The 19,234-nt window shown below is 42.5% G+C and carries 19 protein-coding genes and 3 tRNA genes; 21 read left to right on the forward strand and 1 reads right to left on the reverse strand.

All coding sequences use genetic code 11. The features are described from left to right. Positions 1 to 246: 246 nt before the first annotated feature. The 4 genes from C9J48_RS05900 (at position 247) to C9J48_RS05915 (ending at position 1,487) form a co-directional block, all read left to right on the forward strand. Entirely contained in the window at positions 247 to 1,035 is a 789-nt protein-coding gene (locus tag C9J48_RS05900; protein WP_006229163.1) for a RecX family transcriptional regulator, read from the forward strand. A 157-nt stretch (positions 1,036 to 1,192) separates the two neighbouring features. Further along, positions 1,193 to 1,283 (forward strand) — tRNA-Ser (locus tag C9J48_RS05905). Between the two features lie 45 nt (positions 1,284 to 1,328). Then, a tRNA-Thr gene (locus tag C9J48_RS05910) sits at positions 1,329 to 1,404 on the forward strand. Between the two features lie 8 nt (positions 1,405 to 1,412). Next, positions 1,413 to 1,487: transfer RNA gene (locus C9J48_RS05915), tRNA-Gly, on the forward strand. Positions 1,488 to 1,549: 62 nt separating this feature from the next. On the opposite strand, the gene C9J48_RS05920 is transcribed toward C9J48_RS05915, so the two are convergent. Further along, entirely contained in the window at positions 1,550 to 2,974 is a 1,425-nt protein-coding gene (locus tag C9J48_RS05920) for a phosphatidylinositol-specific phospholipase C domain-containing protein (protein WP_006229162.1), read from the reverse strand. 240 nt (positions 2,975 to 3,214) lie between these two features. On the opposite strand from C9J48_RS05920, the gene C9J48_RS05925 reads away from it, so the two are divergent. The 17 genes from C9J48_RS05925 to C9J48_RS06005 all read left to right on the forward strand — a co-directional run bounded on the left by C9J48_RS05925 (position 3,215) and on the right by C9J48_RS06005 (position 19,212). Further along, on the forward strand, positions 3,215 to 4,435 hold the full coding sequence (locus tag C9J48_RS05925; RefSeq protein WP_006229161.1) for an extracellular solute-binding protein: 1,221 nt from the start codon (positions 3,215 to 3,217) through the stop codon (positions 4,433 to 4,435). 105 nt (positions 4,436 to 4,540) lie between these two features. Next, positions 4,541 to 5,407, forward strand: coding sequence for a carbohydrate ABC transporter permease (locus C9J48_RS05930; RefSeq protein ID WP_006229159.1), 867 nt, complete (start codon positions 4,541 to 4,543; stop codon positions 5,405 to 5,407). Then, a complete protein-coding gene (locus tag C9J48_RS05935) occupies positions 5,407 to 6,219 on the forward strand; it encodes a carbohydrate ABC transporter permease (RefSeq protein WP_006229158.1) in 813 nt (270 codons plus the stop codon). The genes C9J48_RS05930 and C9J48_RS05935 overlap by 1 nt, the downstream gene beginning before the upstream one ends. Next, positions 6,219 to 7,283 carry an ABC transporter ATP-binding protein gene (locus C9J48_RS05940; RefSeq protein WP_006229157.1) on the forward strand — a complete coding sequence of 355 codons (1,065 nt, stop codon included), beginning with the start codon at positions 6,219 to 6,221 and terminating at the stop codon, positions 7,281 to 7,283. The genes C9J48_RS05935 and C9J48_RS05940 overlap by 1 nt, the downstream gene beginning before the upstream one ends. Next, on the forward strand, positions 7,273 to 8,064 hold the full coding sequence (locus C9J48_RS05945; RefSeq protein WP_006229156.1) for an MBL fold metallo-hydrolase: 792 nt from the start codon (positions 7,273 to 7,275) through the stop codon (positions 8,062 to 8,064). The genes C9J48_RS05940 and C9J48_RS05945 overlap by 11 nt, the downstream gene beginning before the upstream one ends. Then, entirely contained in the window at positions 8,054 to 8,800 is a 747-nt protein-coding gene (locus C9J48_RS05950; protein ID WP_006229155.1) for an inositol monophosphatase family protein, read from the forward strand. The genes C9J48_RS05945 and C9J48_RS05950 overlap by 11 nt, the downstream gene beginning before the upstream one ends. 1 nt (position 8,801) lies before the next feature. Continuing rightward, a complete protein-coding gene (locus tag C9J48_RS05955; RefSeq protein WP_242610792.1) occupies positions 8,802 to 9,806 on the forward strand; it encodes a LacI family DNA-binding transcriptional regulator in 1,005 nt (334 codons plus the stop codon). 358 nt (positions 9,807 to 10,164) lie between these two features. Next, on the forward strand, positions 10,165 to 11,760 hold the full coding sequence (locus tag C9J48_RS05960) for a cytochrome ubiquinol oxidase subunit I (RefSeq protein WP_006229153.1): 1,596 nt from the start codon (positions 10,165 to 10,167) through the stop codon (positions 11,758 to 11,760). Next, positions 11,757 to 12,893 carry a cytochrome d ubiquinol oxidase subunit II gene (gene cydB, locus C9J48_RS05965; protein ID WP_006229152.1) on the forward strand — a complete coding sequence of 379 codons (1,137 nt, stop codon included), beginning with the start codon at positions 11,757 to 11,759 and terminating at the stop codon, positions 12,891 to 12,893. The genes C9J48_RS05960 and cydB overlap by 4 nt, the downstream gene beginning before the upstream one ends. A 13-nt stretch (positions 12,894 to 12,906) precedes the next feature. Further along, a complete protein-coding gene (gene cydX / locus C9J48_RS05970) occupies positions 12,907 to 13,017 on the forward strand; it encodes a cytochrome bd-I oxidase subunit CydX (RefSeq protein WP_006229151.1) in 111 nt (36 codons plus the stop codon). Further along, a complete protein-coding gene (locus C9J48_RS05975; RefSeq protein ID WP_050764822.1) occupies positions 13,010 to 13,303 on the forward strand; it encodes a cyd operon YbgE family protein in 294 nt (97 codons plus the stop codon). The genes cydX and C9J48_RS05975 overlap by 8 nt, the downstream gene beginning before the upstream one ends. 285 nt (positions 13,304 to 13,588) lie before the next feature. Then, positions 13,589 to 14,545: an MBL fold metallo-hydrolase gene (locus C9J48_RS05980; RefSeq protein WP_006229149.1), complete on the forward strand. Its 957-nt coding sequence runs from the start codon at positions 13,589 to 13,591 to the stop codon at positions 14,543 to 14,545. After that, complete coding sequence (locus C9J48_RS05985; RefSeq protein WP_006229148.1) at positions 14,535 to 14,843, forward strand: hypothetical protein; 309 nt, start codon at positions 14,535 to 14,537, stop codon at positions 14,841 to 14,843. Before C9J48_RS05980 ends, C9J48_RS05985 begins: the two co-directional genes overlap by 11 nt. Next, positions 14,831 to 15,673, forward strand: coding sequence for an MbnB/TglH/ChrH family RiPP precursor modification enzyme (locus tag C9J48_RS05990; protein WP_006229147.1), 843 nt, complete (start codon positions 14,831 to 14,833; stop codon positions 15,671 to 15,673). Before C9J48_RS05985 ends, C9J48_RS05990 begins: the two co-directional genes overlap by 13 nt. A gap of 6 nt (positions 15,674 to 15,679) precedes the next feature. Next, on the forward strand, positions 15,680 to 16,465 hold the full coding sequence (locus C9J48_RS05995; RefSeq protein WP_006229146.1) for an HvfC/BufC family peptide modification chaperone: 786 nt from the start codon (positions 15,680 to 15,682) through the stop codon (positions 16,463 to 16,465). Next, positions 16,462 to 17,046: an HvfX family Cu-binding RiPP maturation protein gene (locus C9J48_RS06000; protein ID WP_006229145.1), complete on the forward strand. Its 585-nt coding sequence runs from the start codon at positions 16,462 to 16,464 to the stop codon at positions 17,044 to 17,046. The genes C9J48_RS05995 and C9J48_RS06000 overlap by 4 nt, the downstream gene beginning before the upstream one ends. 255 nt (positions 17,047 to 17,301) lie before the next feature. After that, positions 17,302 to 19,212, forward strand: coding sequence for a PhoX family protein (locus tag C9J48_RS06005; protein ID WP_050764845.1), 1,911 nt, complete (start codon positions 17,302 to 17,304; stop codon positions 19,210 to 19,212). The last annotated feature ends 22 nt before the right edge of the window (positions 19,213 to 19,234 follow it).

A 19,234-nucleotide genomic window follows, 5' to 3' on the forward strand; every position in this document is an offset into this window, starting at 1 on the left:
TTATAATTAAAAATTTCTAACGCTGTTATTATCGATTTTAACCAGCAAGAATGATCAAGTACTTATTTAGGTTGGTATTATATGCTGTCACACATTAATTCCCTCATAAAAGCGATTAACATTCACTCTTGCAAAATCACAACCAACCAGACATTGTGACACCCAGTAAAAGTGTTGATGAAACAACACGAACTCAACGTTATCAACGCAGCCGCAAAAAATAACGACTAACGGTTTGGGATAAATATGTCTTCAGAATATAAATCTACGAAAAAAGCAGGACCAAAGCCCGCTCAAAAAGTTGAACAAGTATATGAATATGCGGTTTGGTGGTTAAACCAGCGTGGTTATTCGGTATCAAAACTAAAAGAAAAGCTCACCCGAAAGACAGATAACCCTGAATGGATCGCTAGTGTTATAGAAAAATTATTAGACCAAGGTTATTTATCAGACCAACGATTTGCAGAGACATTTGTACAGTCACGCTGTCGAAGTTATGGCCCTAAAGTCTTAACTCAAAAACTGAAATTACAGGGTGTGAGTACAACTGACATAGAGCACGCACTCTGTACTATTGATGACTCAGATACTGACGAATTAATTTATCGGGTGATGACTAAGTACACGGGTAAAAAAAGTATTCGCGATATTACTATGCGACTCAAAAGCGAAGGAATCGACGATACCCGCATTCAATCTGTATTGAATACCAACATCGACACAGAGCATGAATCTCAGCTAGCAACACGTATCATTAATAAACACGCAAAAAAAATAGGCCGCAGCGGATTATTGCAAAAACTTCGAAGTGAAGGGATAAGCCAAGACACCATTGACGAACTCTTCAGCGAAGAATCAGAAGATGATGTAGTGGAAGATGACCAACACAAGGCATTAGAGCAGTTAAATAAGAAATATAAAACGCGTTTGACTGATTTTGCAGACAAAAAGAAGGCAACGGCCTTTCTTGTCCGCAAAGGTTTTAGCTTTTCTGAAGCCAACTATGCCATTGAACACCACCTAGAAGACATTTAAACACGAAAACAAAACACAATTAATGTACACTTTTCACCCGCATCGCTATAAAAATACCGATTAATATCTATATTAGATTCAATCGTTTATATATTCACCAGTTAGAAAAATAGCGCTTTACATCGTGTTCGGTATTCATTATTATTCTTCGCACTCAGGAGAGATGGCTGAGTGGTCGAAAGCACCGGTCTTGAAAACCGGCAAGGGTTTATAGCCCTTCTAGGGTTCAAATCCCTATCTCTCCGCCATATTGGTATTTAGGCGCAAGCGTGAATACAAACAGAATAAATTGTGCCGACTTAGCTCAGTAGGTAGAGCAACTGACTTGTAATCAGTAGGTCACCAGTTCGACTCCGGTAGTCGGCACCACTTATTTTGCGTGCATCGTATAATGGCTATTACCTCAGCCTTCCAAGCTGATGATGCGGGTTCGATTCCCGCTGCACGCTCCAAACAACAACGAAGCCGCTCAATGAGCGGCTTTTTTGTGTCTATAAAAACAAAATCATACGTGCTAATAACTGCGCCAATCAATAAAATCTGATTCAACAGGAATAAGACGCCAATTTTGGTCGACCCCACCTAAACGCTGATATGTAAGTACTTCAGCCCCTGCAGCTGTAGAGCCTGCGGCGACAGCCATCGTATAATTTTGATTCGAGTTTTGTAACAACAGTCCACCATTATCACCACTCAATGTCCACTTTTGTGTTTTTTGCGTACCACAATTCCAAAGTAGCACTCGGCTATTTCCAACTGATTTACCTTCAGGATCTAAACAGTATGATGGGTGGTGCAATGCTCGTAATTGAAACTCATCACTATATAAAAATATTTGATGCTGATATCCGCCACATGGCCATTGCACAATAGACGTGCCGTTGCTTATTCCTTGTCCTGAGACATCGACACAGAAGTTACTCTTTATATTTTGTATCATAAAGTGAGTTGGCATCGAGTTTCGTTTGCCATTCAATGGGATTTTATTTCCATATGCATTCGATGTTTCACGGCTGATCATTGTTGCCCCCCAACCAACGGCTTGCATCATTTTATCATAAGGGTCAAATGCATTTTCATTACTCGACCAAATCGCCATTAACTGATTATTATTACTGGCTTGTGCTGCCAATGTTGCCCAATATTTCCCATCTCCTGTGTTTCCACACACTACCCATTTATTATTCACACTTAGATTACTGGCATTAAATCCATTAGCAGGCTTATTATAAACAAAATGTGAAGGATCAGTTGCTTCCGGGCAAATGAATAACGGCATGTTGTCACCACCAATAACATCGATCATTCTTGATTGTGTTTGGTTTTTATTCCCAATCGGCCCCGCCAATCCAAAGACGATAACCTTTCCTTTAAGGCTGCCAAGTTCTGGCCAACCTTGGGTAGCAACACCTCGTCGAATATCGCTATCCCCCACATAAGCCTTTAGATCTTTCGGGCGATATATTTTGCTGCCCAGTACATTGTCTAGCATGCTTTTCAATGTCTTAAACCCATTATTGCTGTCCCAAGTGGGTGATATAACAAAATCTTTCATATCAAGTTGTAATGAAATAACATCATGGTCGGGGTTAGCATTACTCCAATTTTTTATATCTTTTAAACAATCCATGAAGTACTTATCCCCTCCACAATGATTGTTTCGATTACTAATAAAATCATGGGAAACAAAGATATTGGTATATGAAGAGTTAGGGAAAATATCGAGCTCAATTGCGCGATACCCCTGATTCAATGCGTCCCCCAAAGACGAGAACTTACTATTTTCGAACGTATTATGTGGCCGAGACCAATAGGCCTCATTATACTTCACGGTATCGTTTAGCCCTTCTGCGTGCCAGTTCCATGCAGCCAGTGCAAATGGTGATATCATCACACCTAGTACCATAGCTGTAACGGTCGACCAAAATTGCGTTTTCATGCTTCCTCCTGAATTAACATTGAACGCGGGTGCAATATTAAGGAGCACATGATTGCATTTAAGTGATCGTAAAATGACAGTTACACATTAAAATCATGCCCTGCTTCTTTGCTCACCTTCTTACAGCCTCTTATTTATTAGTTTCATCTCGCTGTCACGTAAATAACATCTTTAAGATTTAGATTAAATAACATCAAACTGAACACGCGTGCAAAAAACTAACATACAAGGATTTTCGTCATGTTTAAACAAACACTCGTTGCGACAGCACTAATCAGTGCTTCATTTTCATCGCTAGCATCTGAACTGGTTATCGCTGGACGTGATAGCAGCTACGGACAAGCGCTTCAACATATCATTACTGAATATAAGAAAGTGAACACTGACGCTAACATTACGTTGGTTCAGCGCCCGAGCAGCGGTCTGTATGAAAGTATCGTTCTTTCTATGCGCGAGAAAACAGGCAATTATGATGTGGTTTTAATAGATGATACTTGGGCGACTGAATTCCTAACCAACAAGTGGCTTGCCCCTCTATCAAAAAACATTGAAGACCCTGACTTTGTAAAAGCCCCATTCGACCTTGGTCGCTACCCTAGTGCAACGGGTGATGCCTATGCCATTCCAATGGTGGGTAATGTCGCGATGTTTGCTTGGAACAAGACCGTATTTGATAAACATAATTTATCTAAACCACAAACGTGGACGGATGTACTCACCGCAGCGGAAAAAATTGACGCGGATAAAGACAAGAGTGGGCTGGTTTTTCGCGGGGTTAAAGGCAACCCTATCGTAACGGGCTTCCTGCCGATTTTATGGGGTTACGGGGCTGATGTTGTTGATAGCAAGGGCAAGGCGGCACTCAATACGCCAGAAGCTAAACAAGCACTAGAAACCTTTTTGGCTATGAAGCAATATGCGCCGCGTGGCGTCGATGTTTACAACGCCGATGAAGTGCGTGATTCCCTGCAAAAAGGAACGGCGGCAATGGCAATCGAAGTATGGCCGGCATGGGTGCCCAATCTTGATAACCCTGAATTATCTATGGTTGTTGATGATATGGAAATTATGGCTCCACCTGCTGAAGTTGGCTCACCTTCACCAATGCTCGGTATTTGGCAACTCTCGGTACCTGCTGATTCTAACAATAAGCAAGCGGCTGAAGACTTCATAAAATTTGCCACCAGCCCTGCCATCCAAAAAACATTAGCACTGGATTATGGCATACCACCAACGCGTGAAAGTGTGTATCTCGACAGTGCGGTAACCGCTAAATACCGCTGGTATCCGCAGCAAGTTGAAGCATTGAAAACGGGTAAAGCTCGCCCACGTATTCAAAACTGGGCTGAGGTGGAAAGCATTTTAGGTGATTTCCTGCAAATGGCGATGATGGGGCAAATGACAGCGGAACAAGCACTGAATCAAGCTCAACGTCGCATTAGCCGTACTATCAAAGTGTAAGTGATATTAATCAGTTATTGAACTCTTAACTGGTTAATCGCTAACTGTTAAAACAGGCTCTGGTTACAATTTCGTATAGTACCAGAGCCTCTATCAGGTTCTATCATGTTATTTGAAAATCGCAAACAACTCACTTTGCTGCTCTCACCAGCGTTGATTATTTTAGGGTTATTGACAGTCTACCCCATTACGACTGTAGTAATTAATGCATTTGGCGACGTTAATTATATGAACAAACAATATCAATTTGTTGGCTTTGCTAATTTTATTGAATTATTCAATGACTTCTTTTTTATCAGCGCTATAAAAAACACCTTCGTTTTTACAGTCGTCGCCTCAACCGCTCAAGTGTTATTAGGCTTATGCCTGGCGCTGCTCTTTAATCGACAATTTCCCGGTCGCCGCTTCGCTTTACCCGTAATTATCTACCCAATGATGCTATCTACATTGGTTTGCTCTTCTATCTGGCGTTCTTGGTATCACTATGACTTTGGCTTACTCAATAGTGTATTAGTTAAATTAGGCTTACCAGCCATGGAATGGTTGTTCGATCCCAATCTTGCCTTGTATGCCATTGCACTTGTGGATACATGGCAATGGACACCCATGGCTTTTCTGATCATTTTGGCAGGTTTGCAATCGATTCCTAAAGATATTCACGAAGCCGCGATGGTCGATGGGGCGAAAGGGCTGCGTTCTTTTGCTTACGTCACTTTTCCTCTAATCCAAAAACAACTGATGTTAGCCATGCTGCTACGTTCGATTGATACCTTCAAACTATTCGACAAAGTCTATGTCATGACTGGCGGCGGTCCGGGAAACGCAACAGAAACACTGTCTATGTTTGTTTATAAATATGGTTTCCGTTTTTTCGATTTGGGGATGGCAAGTGCAGCCGCCTTAGTCATGCTCATGATCTCTATGGCTATGACTTTGTTTTATGCCAAAAAAGTTGTTGGGAGTAAAAAATAATGTCTCGTTATCTGCATCTGTTCTTAGTCTACTCAGCTGTAGCTCTGTTCATGCTACCCATTCTTTGGATGTTTGGTACAGCGTTTAAGCCGCAGAACGAAATTCTCATGGCCAGTACCCAGTTACTCCCTAATGAAATAAGCTTTAAATCATTTGCGAATTTATGGGGTGGCAATGTCTCTATCTTTGTTATCAATACCGTTGTCATCGCATTATGCGCAACGGCAGTGTCTTTAACAATCGCCTTTTTCTCCGCCTATGCCTTGGTGCGTTATTCATTTCCGGCAAAACTCGACAGCGTCTTTTTATTACTGGTATTGGTGATCAAAATGATGCCGCCTATTGTTGTCGCCATTCCATTGTATTCACTCATGAATCAGATGGGTTTGCTGAACAGTAAACTAGGGCTAATTCTGTCGTATCAAATCTATACCTTGCCATTTTGTATCTGGATGCTGCTTGGCTTTATCCGCGATATTCCACTCGAGATTGAAGAAGCGGGTTCAATGGATGGCGCCCACCTTTTTAAACGATTAGCGTATATCGTCTTTCCATTATGTGCGCCAGGCTTGGTAGCAACGGCAATCTTTTCGATCATCTTGGGCTGGAATGAATTTCTATTCTCACTGCTGTTTATCCATACACCTGATAAATTCACTATTCCATTATTCATCTCAAACTTTATGACAGAAGATGGTACGGCATGGGGCGAGCTAATGTCTGTCGGTATTATCTCATCACTGCCCATGCTCGCTCTTGCCGGTTACATGCAAAAATTTCTCTTACGTGGTTTCTCTATGGGGCTTAAATAATGACTAAATTAATAATAAAAGACCTTTCGAAAGCTTATGGCGGCCATGTTGTCATGCCAAATATTAACCTGACCATCAATAACGGTGAATTTGTTGTCTTTGTCGGTCCTTCTGGCTGTGGAAAATCAACACTGTTAAGAATGATCGCGGGCCTTGAGTCTATTACGAAAGGGGATATTTCGCTAAACGGAAAGCAACTCAATAATGTCCATCCATCCGCACGAAAAGTCGCAATGGTCTTTCAGTCTTATGCCCTTTATCCACACATGACCGTAGAAAAAAACATGGCCTTTCCATTAAAAATGGCGGGTGTGAATAAAAGAATCATTGATGAAAAAGTCGCAGATACGGCGAAAAACCTCCAATTAGCCCCTTATCTAGATCGCTTGCCAGGGGCGCTATCGGGTGGTCAACGGCAACGGGTTGCTATCGGCCGGGCAATTGTTCGCGAACCAGAGCTTTTTTTATTTGATGAGCCCCTGTCTAACCTTGATGCCAAGCTACGTGGTGAGATGCGTATCTATCTAAAACAACTCCATCAAAAACTTGATGCCACAATGATTTATGTCACCCACGACCAAGTTGAGGCAATGACGCTAGCCGATCGCATTGTGGTATTGAACCAAGGTCAAATTGAACAAATTGGTACGCCTGAAGAACTATACCTGCAACCAAAAAATCGCTTTGTTGCCTCATTTATCGGTACGCCAGAGATGAATTTCTTGGAAGGAAACAATCAAAACCAATTATTCAAAATCGGGTTATTTAACAGTTTGAACACGATTGCATGTAATGGACCAATAACACTGGGAATCAGAGCCAATCAAGTCACTGTCGACCACGATACTTTTGATGCAAAAATGAAAGTTGATGTGATTGAACCGCTTGGCCACGCACGTTTGTATTATGGCAAGATAGGTGGACAAAAATTCACCATTGAATCACAAGAAAGCTTCAATATCGGCGAAGAGATCCCCGTTAATTTATCACAGTCAATCCAACATTGGTTTGATGCCGATGATCTTCGTATAATCAATACCAATGAGGCGCGAAATGCAGCTTAACATGCTCGGGTGCGGGGATGCGTATGACACGAATCATACCAATGCCTCTATGTTAGTTACGCAGGGTAACTTCACCTTACTGATTGATTGTGGTCCAACTGTGCCACAAGCTTTTTTTGCAAAAGTCAAAGCAACTAAGGTTGATCATAGCGGAATAGATGAAAATACGATTGACGCCATTTACCTCACTCATGCACATCCAGACCATTGTCTTGGGCTAACCACCCTCGTCAATTGGATGAAGGCTCAAGGAAGAACAAAGCCACTCATGATTGTGGGACAAAGAAAACAATGGTCTATCTTTAATGCATTATTACAGTTTGCTAGCTGGCCACACACTAGCCTTAACTTTGAATGTGAGTGGATTGATTCACTCACTATTACCCACGTTGGTCCATGGTCAGCACAAACCAGCCCAACCATCCACGCTGTTGATAATTTAAGCCTTTATCTCAGTAACGGTCAATATTCTTTATTTTTTTCAGGTGATGGACGATTAACACCAGAGGGAGAAGCACTCGCTATAAAAGCGGATGCTGCTTTTATTGAATGTGAGTACCTACTTTCTCACGCCAGTCACGGTGCTTGGCAAGATATAAGTCTACTACCGTTTACCACAAAAACACATTGCTTCCTCTACCATATCGATCCGCGATGCCGCTCCGAACTTACTCAACGCTGTCAATTACAGCCAAACATGTCTGTCGCCTATGACGGTCTTAATCTGCTATTAGGATCGAATTCACGACACAACCTAAAGGTAACCCCCAATGTTGCATGATATTTTAAAAACATCACTGGCAATCAGTGAACAAGCAGCCAATATTGCCTTAAAAGCGTTTGAACTGCGGGATGAATACATTCGGGAATCTAAAGGCTTACAAGATTGGGTTACTGAAGCCGACAGAAATGTAGAGGCTTTTATCAAACAATCATTAGCAACCGCTTTTCCTTCTCATCATTTTTTAGGAGAAGAAACAGGTGGTGATCTGATCCCTCCGGGTTGGGTTATTGATCCAATAGATGGCACAACCAATTTTTTATATGGTATTGCCGATTTTGTTATCAGCATGGCATTCGTTGATGAGAATGGCCCTGCCATTGGCATTATCTGTGCCCCCGCCCATAATCGAACAATTTACGCCGTACGTGGTGAAGGTTGTTTTGAAAACGGAAAACGCCTTAAAGTGAAAGATAATGGTGATGCTGAATTAGTGGTCGGGCTTAATTTAAATTACCAACCCGGTATACCTGAAGACTTCGTACTAAAAACACAACGTATGATCAGCCATGGACATCAAATTCGAATGTCAGGCTCTGCGGCTTGGTCACTTACACAAGTCGCTTGTGGTGAACTTGATGGTTGTTATGTCGGTGAAGTGAATGTGTGGGATGCAATGGCTGCCCAGATTATTTGTAGCGAAACAGGCCTTGATACTGCACCTTATTTCAAACACACTGGGCCGATCTATGCGTTTCCACCCTCTTCTTCATTAAAAAAGTTACTGATTGATTAGCATGAAAAAAATTACTGCGTCAGATGTTGCTAGCCACCTAGGGCTCTCGCGTTCTTCCGTATCAAGAGCCTTTACTGAGGGGGCAAGCATAGCCCCTAAGCAAAAAGCCCGCATACTCGATGCGGCAAAAGAGCTGGGTTACCAGCCCAACTTGTTTGCCCGCACATTAAGTACGCCATCACAAAAAGCTAAATCACACCTTGTGGCAATATTGGTTAGCGACTTTTCAAACCCTTATCAATCTTACCTGTTCGAAGTGCTGTCAGCCGCACTGCAAAACAACGGTAAAATGCCAATGCTAGTCAATATCAACCGTGATACAGATCTTGATACAGCTATTCTACGGTTATCAGGTTACCAGGTAGATGGCGTTATTGCGGTAGCGGGATCACTGCCAGTTCAAAGCTTTGAGCAATGCCTCAAATTAAAATTGCCGCTAGTCACACTGGGCCGCTCCGATCCAAACCACATGATCCCATCCATTCAAACCGATAACCATCTAGCTGGTAAACTAGCCGCAAGGCACCTGCTATCCAAAGGATTAACGCAACTCGGGTATATTATGGGAAGGGAAGACGGCGAAGCCTCAATTGCTCGTCATGCGGGCTTCCGTTCTGAGTTAAATGCAACAGGTATTAACATCCATACAACTTTTTTTGCAGGACGCTATGGCTACAGCGCTGGGTTTGAGGTTGGGGTACGCCATAGCGAAGATATACGACGGCTACAGGGCATTTTCTGTGCCTCTGATACATTAGCATTTGGATTGATCGACAGCTGTAATCAAGTTAATGGTATCTCTATACCCGGACAACTGCATATTATCGGTTGTGATGATGTTCCGATGGCATCTTGGCAAGGGTATCAACTAACAACTATCGCTCAACCCGTTCACGCCATCGCAGAAATGGCTCTTCATTACCTAGAAACATTATGGGCTGATAAGACCCTAGCTCCATCAGCCCCCATACGTTTACCGCCGGAATTAATGGTAAGGCGCACCTAACCTATTAACTCTTGCAGCCAGTACCAAGCCCTCTAAATGGTACTGGTTACTCGGATTCAACACCAGAATTCACCGACTCATCACTTCGTCAGCCTCTATCAAGCCCTTTACTCTTCCACGCTATCAACTGCTATAACAAACAAAGTTTTCTTACTGATTGTTAGCTTTATACATTTTCATTTTAAAAACGCCTCATACTAAGGTTAAATTTAGTTTAAACAGTAATTTCATTTGTTTGAATATTCTTAACCCCTACGCAACGTTAACATCTCCCCGCTCAATTTAACTCTCAGCTCATAGAGTTAAACCCACAATAATAATGCAATATTCCGTCAATCAGCCTGACGGGGAGGAAATCATGCTTACTGAAGTAGCTGAACTATCACGATTACAGTTTGCGACAACCGCACTGTTTCACTTTTTATTCGTACCTTTAACCATAGGGTTAGTATGCCTGCTGGCAGTGATGGAATCACTGTATGTAATAACCAATCAGCAAATCTATAAAGACATGACCAAGTTTTGGGGGAAATTGTTTGGCATTAACTTTGCCATCGGTGTTGCAACCGGTTTAACAATGGAGTTTCAGTTTGGTACTAACTGGGCTTATTATTCCCACTACGTGGGTGATATTTTTGGCGCCCCTCTTGCCATTGAAGCACTCATGGCTTTCTTCTTAGAATCAACCTTAGTGGGTTTATTTTTCTTTGGCTGGGATCGCTTATCTAAACGCCAACATTTAGCGGTCACTTGGTTAACAGCCTTAGGCTCAAACTTCTCAGGGTTGTGGATTTTAATGGCTAATGGCTGGATGCAAAATCCTGTCGGCGCTGAATTCAACTTTGAAACCATGCGTATGGAAATGGTGGATTTCGCAGAAGTTGTTTTCAACCCTGTCACTCAAGTGAAGTTCTTACATACTATTTCTGCCGGGTATACCACTGGTGCTATCTTTATTATGGGGATCAGTGCTTACTACCTTTTAAAAGGACGAGATGTTACTTTCGCTCGTCGATCATTCGCCGTAGCATCTGCATTTGGATTAATCGCAATTCTAGCCACTCTAATGCTGGGTGACGAATCAGGTTATGAACTTGGGGATGTACAACAAACCAAGCTAGCTGCAATTGAAGCAGAATGGCATACCGAAGAAGCACCCGCTTCATTCACCTTATTTGGCTTTCCTAATCAAGACACCATGGAAACAGATTTCGCCATTAAAATCCCTTATGTGATGGGTATCATCGCAACCCGCTCACTAGATGAAGAAGTTAGCGGGATTGATGATCTAATGGATAAGAGTGAAGTGCGAATTCGTAACGGAATGGTAGCCTATGGGCTGCTTAAGAAATTACGAGATGGTGAAAAAACGCCTGAAAACTTGGCGGCATTTGACGCTGTGAAAAAAGACTTAGGCTACGGGCTACTATTGAAAACGTACACCGACAATGTCGTTGATGCCACAGAAGCACAAATCCAGCAAGCCACCAAAGACACCATTCCCGAAGTAGCGCCTATCTTTTGGAGCTTCCGTATTATGGTTGCCTGTGGTGTGATTATGATGTTCCTCTTCATCATGGCACTTTGGTATAGCTGCCGTCGCACACTCACCCAGAAACGATGGTTGTTACGTTTATCACTTTATTCAATGCCCCTACCATGGATTGCCTGTGAGGCAGGTTGGGTTGTTGCTGAATTTGGTCGCCAACCTTGGGCTGTTGGTGAGATTCTACCCGTTAACATGGCTGCATCACAGCTTGAACCAAGTCAGATTATATTCTCAATGGGTATGGTTTACGCCTTGTATACCCTCTTCTTTATTCTCGAGTCATTCTTAATGTTACGCTTCGCGCGTAAAGGACCAAGTGCAATAAAAACAGGTCGTTACCATTTTGAAAAACCAGCTAACGCACCACAACAAGTATGCTCAAACAATAAGGAACAGCCATTATGATCGACTATGAAACACTTCGATTGATAGCGTGGGCTGTGATCGGGCTACTGCTAATTGGGTTTGCCATTACAGATGGCTTTGATATGGGGGTTACGGCTCTTCTTCCTATCTTAGGAAAAACAGAGAATGACCGTCGTATAATGATTAATTCAGTGGCTCCCCACTGGGACGGTAACCAAGTTTGGTTAGTCACAGCAGGTGGCGCACTGTTTGCTGTTTGGCCATTAGCATACGCCGTGTCTTTTTCAGGCTTTTACGCAGCAATGTTACTGGCTCTTGCTTCATTGTGGTTGCGCCCATTAGGGTTTGACTACCGCTCAAAAATAGATCAACCACAATGGCGTAATACTTGTGATATCGCCTTGTGCCTAGGCGGGGTGTTACCCACTGTTATTTTTGGTGTTGCTTTTGGTAACTTGCTACAAGGAATTCCTTTCGAATTGGATGAATTTCTCATCACATCATACAAAGGTAGCTTCTTTGGGCTACTCAATCCCTTTGCACTGTTATGCGGCTTGATTAGCCTCAGTATGATACTGACCCAAGGTACCACATGGTTGCAAATGAAAACGACCGAAGCTCTACACCAGCGTGTATGTACCTTCAGTCAAGTTTCAGCACTGGTAACAAGTGTCTTATTTGTGCTGGCTGGTATATGGGCATACAACTTAAACGGTTATGTCATCAACAGCGCGATCGTAACCGATGCTGCCTCGAACCCTCTTAATAAGAGTGTCAGCATTGTCGCGCATGGCTTGTTCAGAAATTTCCAGCAATACCATGTGTTATGGACTATTCCCGCAATTGCCGCTATAGCCCCACTATTAACAACCCTATCAGCAAGAGCTAAGCGAGATGGCTTCGCTTTCTTGATGTCTAGCTTAACGGTTACCTGCATTATTTTAACGGCAGGGATTACGTTATTTCCATTTATCATTCCATCAAGTCTAAATCCGTCACAGAGCCTGACGATTTGGGATTCAAGCTCTAGTGAAAAAACGCTTGGTATTGTCATCGCCATTTCACTGGTCATGGTACCTATTATTCTCGGGTATACCTTGTGGTGTTACCGCAAAATGTTCGGTCGTTTGGATACTCAATACATCGAAAACAACAAAACAAGTCTGTACTAAGGAGATATTAACGATGTGGTATTTAGTTTGGATACTGGGTGTTTGCGTTGCTTGCTCATTTGGCATCATCAATGCCGTTCGATTAGCCCATAAAGAGCAATCTTGGCTCGATACTAATGAGTGAATGGTCGCAATTTAATCGCGTCCTGCAACAACGATGGTGTCGCATGTTATCACTTTGCCTAGCATCCATCTGCATTGGCAATGTTATGTGGAATCCAACTTACTTGGTTTCACATATTGATGGCTTCAGCAACCTAACAGTCATAACACTGCTGTGGGCAAGTTGTGGCGGCGTTGTTCATGGTGTCGGATATCGCCCACGTTCAGTACTAGGACAAGTATTTGTTTTTGTACCCGTAATATGGTTCTTTTTTGCGAATATACTCATTCGTTTTAACTGGGGCTAATACGCAATAAGTTAATGTGAACATTAATGATACGTTAATAAAACTCGCCTCTACAGGGCGAGTTTTTTATTTTTAACACCTTATTCACACCAACAAAGCCATGTCCCATCATGCTTTACGAGCAATATTAAGCAACTCTTAACATCATGTTAATAACAATCAAATATATTTAACCAGCCTTATCTTTTAATGTGACTGCATGTTTTGACCCACATCAATAAAACTGCATTTATTGTTTCGTGATTCAGTCAAAACCTCACTCTTGTTATAGAAAGGTAATGTGCTATGAAATACCGACTAAAAACATTATTACTTGCGACTGGTCTATCAGTCGCTTCAAGTATGTCTTACGCCATTCCATTGAAACCTGTTGATACTGATTTCACATTACAGCTGCTCGGCTCGGGCGGTCCTATTTCCGATGATGCACGTGCATCGTCTGGCGAAGTCATTTGGTGGAAAGGAAAATCAAAAATATTAATCGATGCAGGTGCTGGCGTATTTCTACGTTTTGGTCAGTCAGGCTCTCGCATGGAGGAACTCGATTTTCTAGGCGTAACCCATTTTCATACCGACCATGTCACTGACCTGCCGGCTTTATTAAAAGGAGGCTACTTCTTTAACCGTACATCAACATTGGCAATTGCAGGACCAACAGGGCATCAACCTTTCCCTAGTCTAACTGCTTATATGGATGCTTTATTCAATCATGACAAGGGCGCATATGCCTACCTTAACGGTATTTACGATGGTAGCGACGGACTGTTCCCTGTCTCGCTACAAGATGTTGATTATCAAAAAGTAACATCTACCAAAGTATACGAAGATGACGGCCTAACCATTTACGCCAAAGACATTCCACATGGTGACGTGCCAACTGTCGCCTACCGCGTTGAGTCTGACAAAGGGGTTATGGTGATTTCTGCAGATCAAAACGGTCGTGATAAAAGCTTCATCGATTTTGCCAAAGGGGCCGATATTTTAGTGATGCCAATGGCTATCGATGAAAATGCCGATGAGATTTCTAGCTTCATGCACGCTACTCCGTCAGCAGTAGGAAAAATAGCCCAAGCAGTCAATCCCAAAATGTTGGTATTGAGTCACTGGATGGGTAAAGGGCTTGTCATGAAAGATGAATCAATCGATATCATCAAAAAATACTACAGCGGCCCAGTCTACGCAGGTCGCGATCTTTCAAGCTATCCAATGAGTGCCATTAAGGAGCAAAGCAATGAACAATAAAATAGTACTTTCAATCGCAATGACATCAGTATTGGCACTAGGCAGCGGCATCGTACAGGCTGCGACACAAGATACGCCGCCAGTGGCAAAAGAAGCCAGTAGCAACAATGGCGGAAAATGTGCCAGTGGCAAGTGCGGTACTGAAAAAATCTTTGCAAAAATTGAGTTGAATACAGATCCACAAGACAAGCTTGTACGTGCACGAGACGGTAAGTGTGGTCAATCAGGTCAAGGAATTAACGCACCAGCAACAGTCGCGCAACCAGGAAAATGTGCAGGTGGGCTATGCGGACAATAAGCCCATCAAGCAAAGGGATTGGCTTACGCAGCGAGCACATTGATGTGCTATGTCAACAGCCAGCACTCGAGGATATTAACTTTCTCGAGTTAGCACCAGAAAACTGGATGAACATGGGGGGAACCAAACGGGAAGCATTAGAGTGTGTTGCTGATAAATACCCTTTAGTGGCACACGGGCTGAGTTTATCCATTGGTGATGTACAACCACTAAATATCGAATTCGTTAAGCAAGTTGGTAAGTTTTTAGACCGCTACAACATCGATATCTATAGCGAGCACCTAAGCTTTTCTCGTGACCAGCAAGGCTATCTTTACGAATTATTACCGATACCAAGGCACAAAGAGAATATTGCGTTTTTATCGGATCGGATCAATGCCGTACAAGATATATTGCAACGCCCATTAGTACTTGAAAATATTTCGTATTATCACGAGTACCAAGGTGATATTCCTGAATCTGAGTTCTTTTCACTCTTGGTAGAAAAAACACAGTGTGAGTTATTACTCGATATTAATAACGCTTATGTCAACGCCACCAATCATGGCTATGACGCTTTGGCAATGATTAAGAGCTTACCATCTGATGCTATTCGCTATTTCCATATCGCAGGGCATTTAAAAGAAGATGATAACTTTTTACTCGATACCCATGGTAAAGACGTTTCTCACGATGTGATTCAATTTGCCAAAGACGTATTTGATTATCACGGTGCACGACCTTTGTTATTAGAGCGCGATCACTTCGTGCCTTCTCTCGAATGTATGACCGAAGAATTACATCATATTCACGATTGTGTGATGGCATCAACCCCCATCGTACATAGGTAGGCTTATATGCAACGTCCACCCAAAAATATGCAGGATCTAACCCAAGCCTTTGCTGATGGTGTGCGTCATACCAGCATAGAGCAAGCGCGCAGTATCACGCGATATCATGAATTTGTAAGAGATAATGTACGCAGTGTGATTACACATACGTTTCCGATGTTCAGTCAGCAACTGCCAAAGCAAACCATTGATCATTGGGTTAATGAGTTTCTATTACAAAGTCAGGCTATAGAGCCCGAGTTCCATCATATCGCCACCGAGTTTGTTCGATTTATACAAACACACAGTAACCTATTGCCAGCAAAGGTTGTCAGTGTTTTGGAATATGAATGGGTACTTTTCAACGCAGAAATCAATCCAGAGATCGTCACATTGCCGGTAAAACACCAGCCGGAGACTGTCACTTTTGAATCGTTATCTCGTTGTACTTTGCAGTTAAATCCAACGCTGCAACTGATCGAAGTACCTTTTCATGTTGAAAACAATGCAATTCAATTTATTGATGAAAATGAACCGTCGCAAGCTTATGCCGTTTACCGTAACACCACGCATCAAGTGTTATCACAACCGCTGGGTATGCGCGACCGGATAGTGCTTAACCCTTTGTGCCAGCACGGTGCTATCACCTTTGAAGCCTTAGCTGACACCGTTAGTGCATATATGCCTGCTCGCGACGTAAGTACTTGGGTTCTGCATTTTAATCATACAAACCTTATATGGATCGACAAAGTCTCAAACGTAGATTCAGACTTTGCAACTTCCAACCACTATTTATCAGGAGATCTCTCATGATCCAAACAATTGTCTCTTTTTTCGACAACATCTTCGAAAAATGTAAACGTCTTGATTTTCTAGCCCTACTGGCAGTTCGCCTATTCTTGCTACCTGTTATCTATGAAGGTGCTCACTCAAAAGTGATGGGGTTCAGTGGCACAGTCGCATTCTTTGCTTCACCACAAGCAGAGGGAGGGTTAAACCTACCCTTTCCTGAACTATTTGCATTCCTTGCGACGGCAACAGAAGTGCTAGGGCTTATCTGTATTGCATTGGGGCTGTTTACTCGTTTAATTTCGATCCCAATGATGGTAGTGATGAGTGTCGCAAGTGCCATGGTGCACTGGAGTCACGGTTGGTTATCCATCGCGTCAAATGACATGGAATCTGCAATACGTTTTAAAGGTTTCATTACATGGTTAGCTGAAAACTTTCCAGGACGATATAACTACATTACAGAACTGGGTGACCCTGTAATACTGAATAATGGTATGGAATTCTCTATCACCTACTTTGTGATGCTATTGGTCTTGTTCTTCTTCGGTGGTGGTCGCTATGTAAGTGCTGACTATTGGTTACGAAAAATCATTAAGAAATAACAAAGATTAACCGTCTAACTTACCTTAAATAAGTGAACGGTATTAGAAAGCCAGCTAGTTTTTATCTCTTTCTCGTAAAAGAATATAAAAACGAGCTGGCTTTTTCATTACAGATAAATGTTAGAAATAAAGAGATACACATAGTTACATTTCACAACACCGTAACAAAACAGTAAAATAGCCGTCATAAAACAAGTGTCAAATGTGCGCATAACAATATTTATACGACACAGGAAGAAGTCAATGACAACCCGAATGAGCCCATTTGAACGACGTGAAAATGATATTGAACCACGTAATGAAGCATCACAATTAACGACAATGATTGATGCTAGCATGTCACGCCGTCGTTTTATGGGTGCAGCATCTGTTATGACTGCGGGTGCGTTTATGGCAGGAATGCCCGTTTCAGCATTAGCAAGTAATGTGCAAGCAAACAGTAAATTAATGGGCTTTAGTGCTGTACCAGTAAGCACTGATGATACCGTTGTTGTGCCTGACGACTACAATGCCAAAGTACTTATTCGCTGGGGAGACGGACTGTTCCCTACTGCACCTACATTCGATCCAACAGGTAATGCACCGTCATCGCACCAAGAAGTGCAATTTGGTGATAACACCGATGGTATGACTTTCTTCCCTCTTTCAGATGATCATGGTGTATTTGCTGTAAACAACGAGTACTGCAACAACGAGTACTTATTCTCGCACCAAGGCGAAAAGATGACTGCTGATGATGTAAAAAAATCACAAGCAGCTCATGGTATTTCGATTTTCGAAGTCAAACGTACTGACAATAACAACTGGGAGCTGGTTATAGATTCAAAATATAACCGTCGTATTACCGCCAATACTGAAATGGAAATCACCGGTCTTGTTGCTGGTCACCCAGACGTCAAAACAGCAGCGGACAAAGCAGGTAAAAAAGCATTAGGTACGTTCGGTAACTGTGCAAATGGCTTTACCCCTTGGGGCACTTACCTAACATGTGAAGAAAACTTCAATGGTTACTTTGGCTCAAAAAGTACTGTTAAGGTAAACAAAGAACAAAAACGTTACGGCGTAAATGAAGCAGATTCAGGCTACCACTGGTTCCAACACGATGATCGTTTTGATATCGCGAAAAATCCGAATGAAGCGAACCGTCATGGCTGGGTTGTAGAAATCGACCCGATGGATCCTACCTCAACACCAATGAAGCGCACAGCGATGGGTCGCTTTAAGCACGAAAATGTCGCCATTGTTGTCAACAAAGATGGTCATGTCGTTGCTTATATGGGTGATGATGAGCGTGGTGAGCATTTATACCGTTTTGTTTCTAAAAACAAATATGTTGAAGGTAACGATACAGAAAACCGTAAACTGCTTGAAGAAGGTACTATTTACGTCGCAAAATTCAGTACAGAGGAAGGTAAAATTGGAGGCACAGGCCAATGGATCGATCTTACTCATGGTAAGAATGGTTTAACAAAAGAAAATGGCTTTCCAAACCAAGAATACATCCACTTATATACACGTCTAGCAGCAACGCAAGTCGGTGCAACAACAATGGACCGTCCAGAATGGATTGCCGTTCATCCCAATCAAGAATATGTATTCTGCACACTGACGAATAACAAAAACCGTGGTGTTAAAGAAGGACAGCCTGTTGGCGGGCCTAACCCTCGCGCAGCTAATCACTACGGTCAAATTTTACGCTGGCGTCAAGTAAATGATGATCATGCCCACCCTACCTTCGCATGGGATCTGTATGTAATAGCAGGAAACCCTGAAGTACATAAAGGCACCTTGTATGCAGGAAGCGAGAACATTAATAACGAAAACATGTTCAACAGCCCTGATGGTTTAGGTTTTGATGCGGCTGGTCGTTTATGGATTCAAACTGACGGTAAATATTCAAACAAGGGTGATTATGCCGGTATGGGGAATAACTCCATGTTTTGTGGTGACCCTAAAACCGGTGAAATTCGCCGCTTTATGACAGGCCCCATCGCTTGTGAAGTAACAGGGCTTACGTTCAGCCCAGATTACAAAACGATGTTTATCGGTATCCAGCATCCAGGTGAAGAACTAGAACCGTCACATTGGCCAGATGGTGGTAACAGCACACCACGTTCATCTATCGTGATGATCACCAAGAAAGACGGAAGCGTAATTGGCAGCTAACGCGACCAGTAACTCATAATAG

The organism is Photobacterium profundum, assembly GCF_003026285.1.
GTDB classification, from domain to species: domain Bacteria; phylum Pseudomonadota; class Gammaproteobacteria; order Enterobacterales; family Vibrionaceae; genus Photobacterium; species Photobacterium profundum.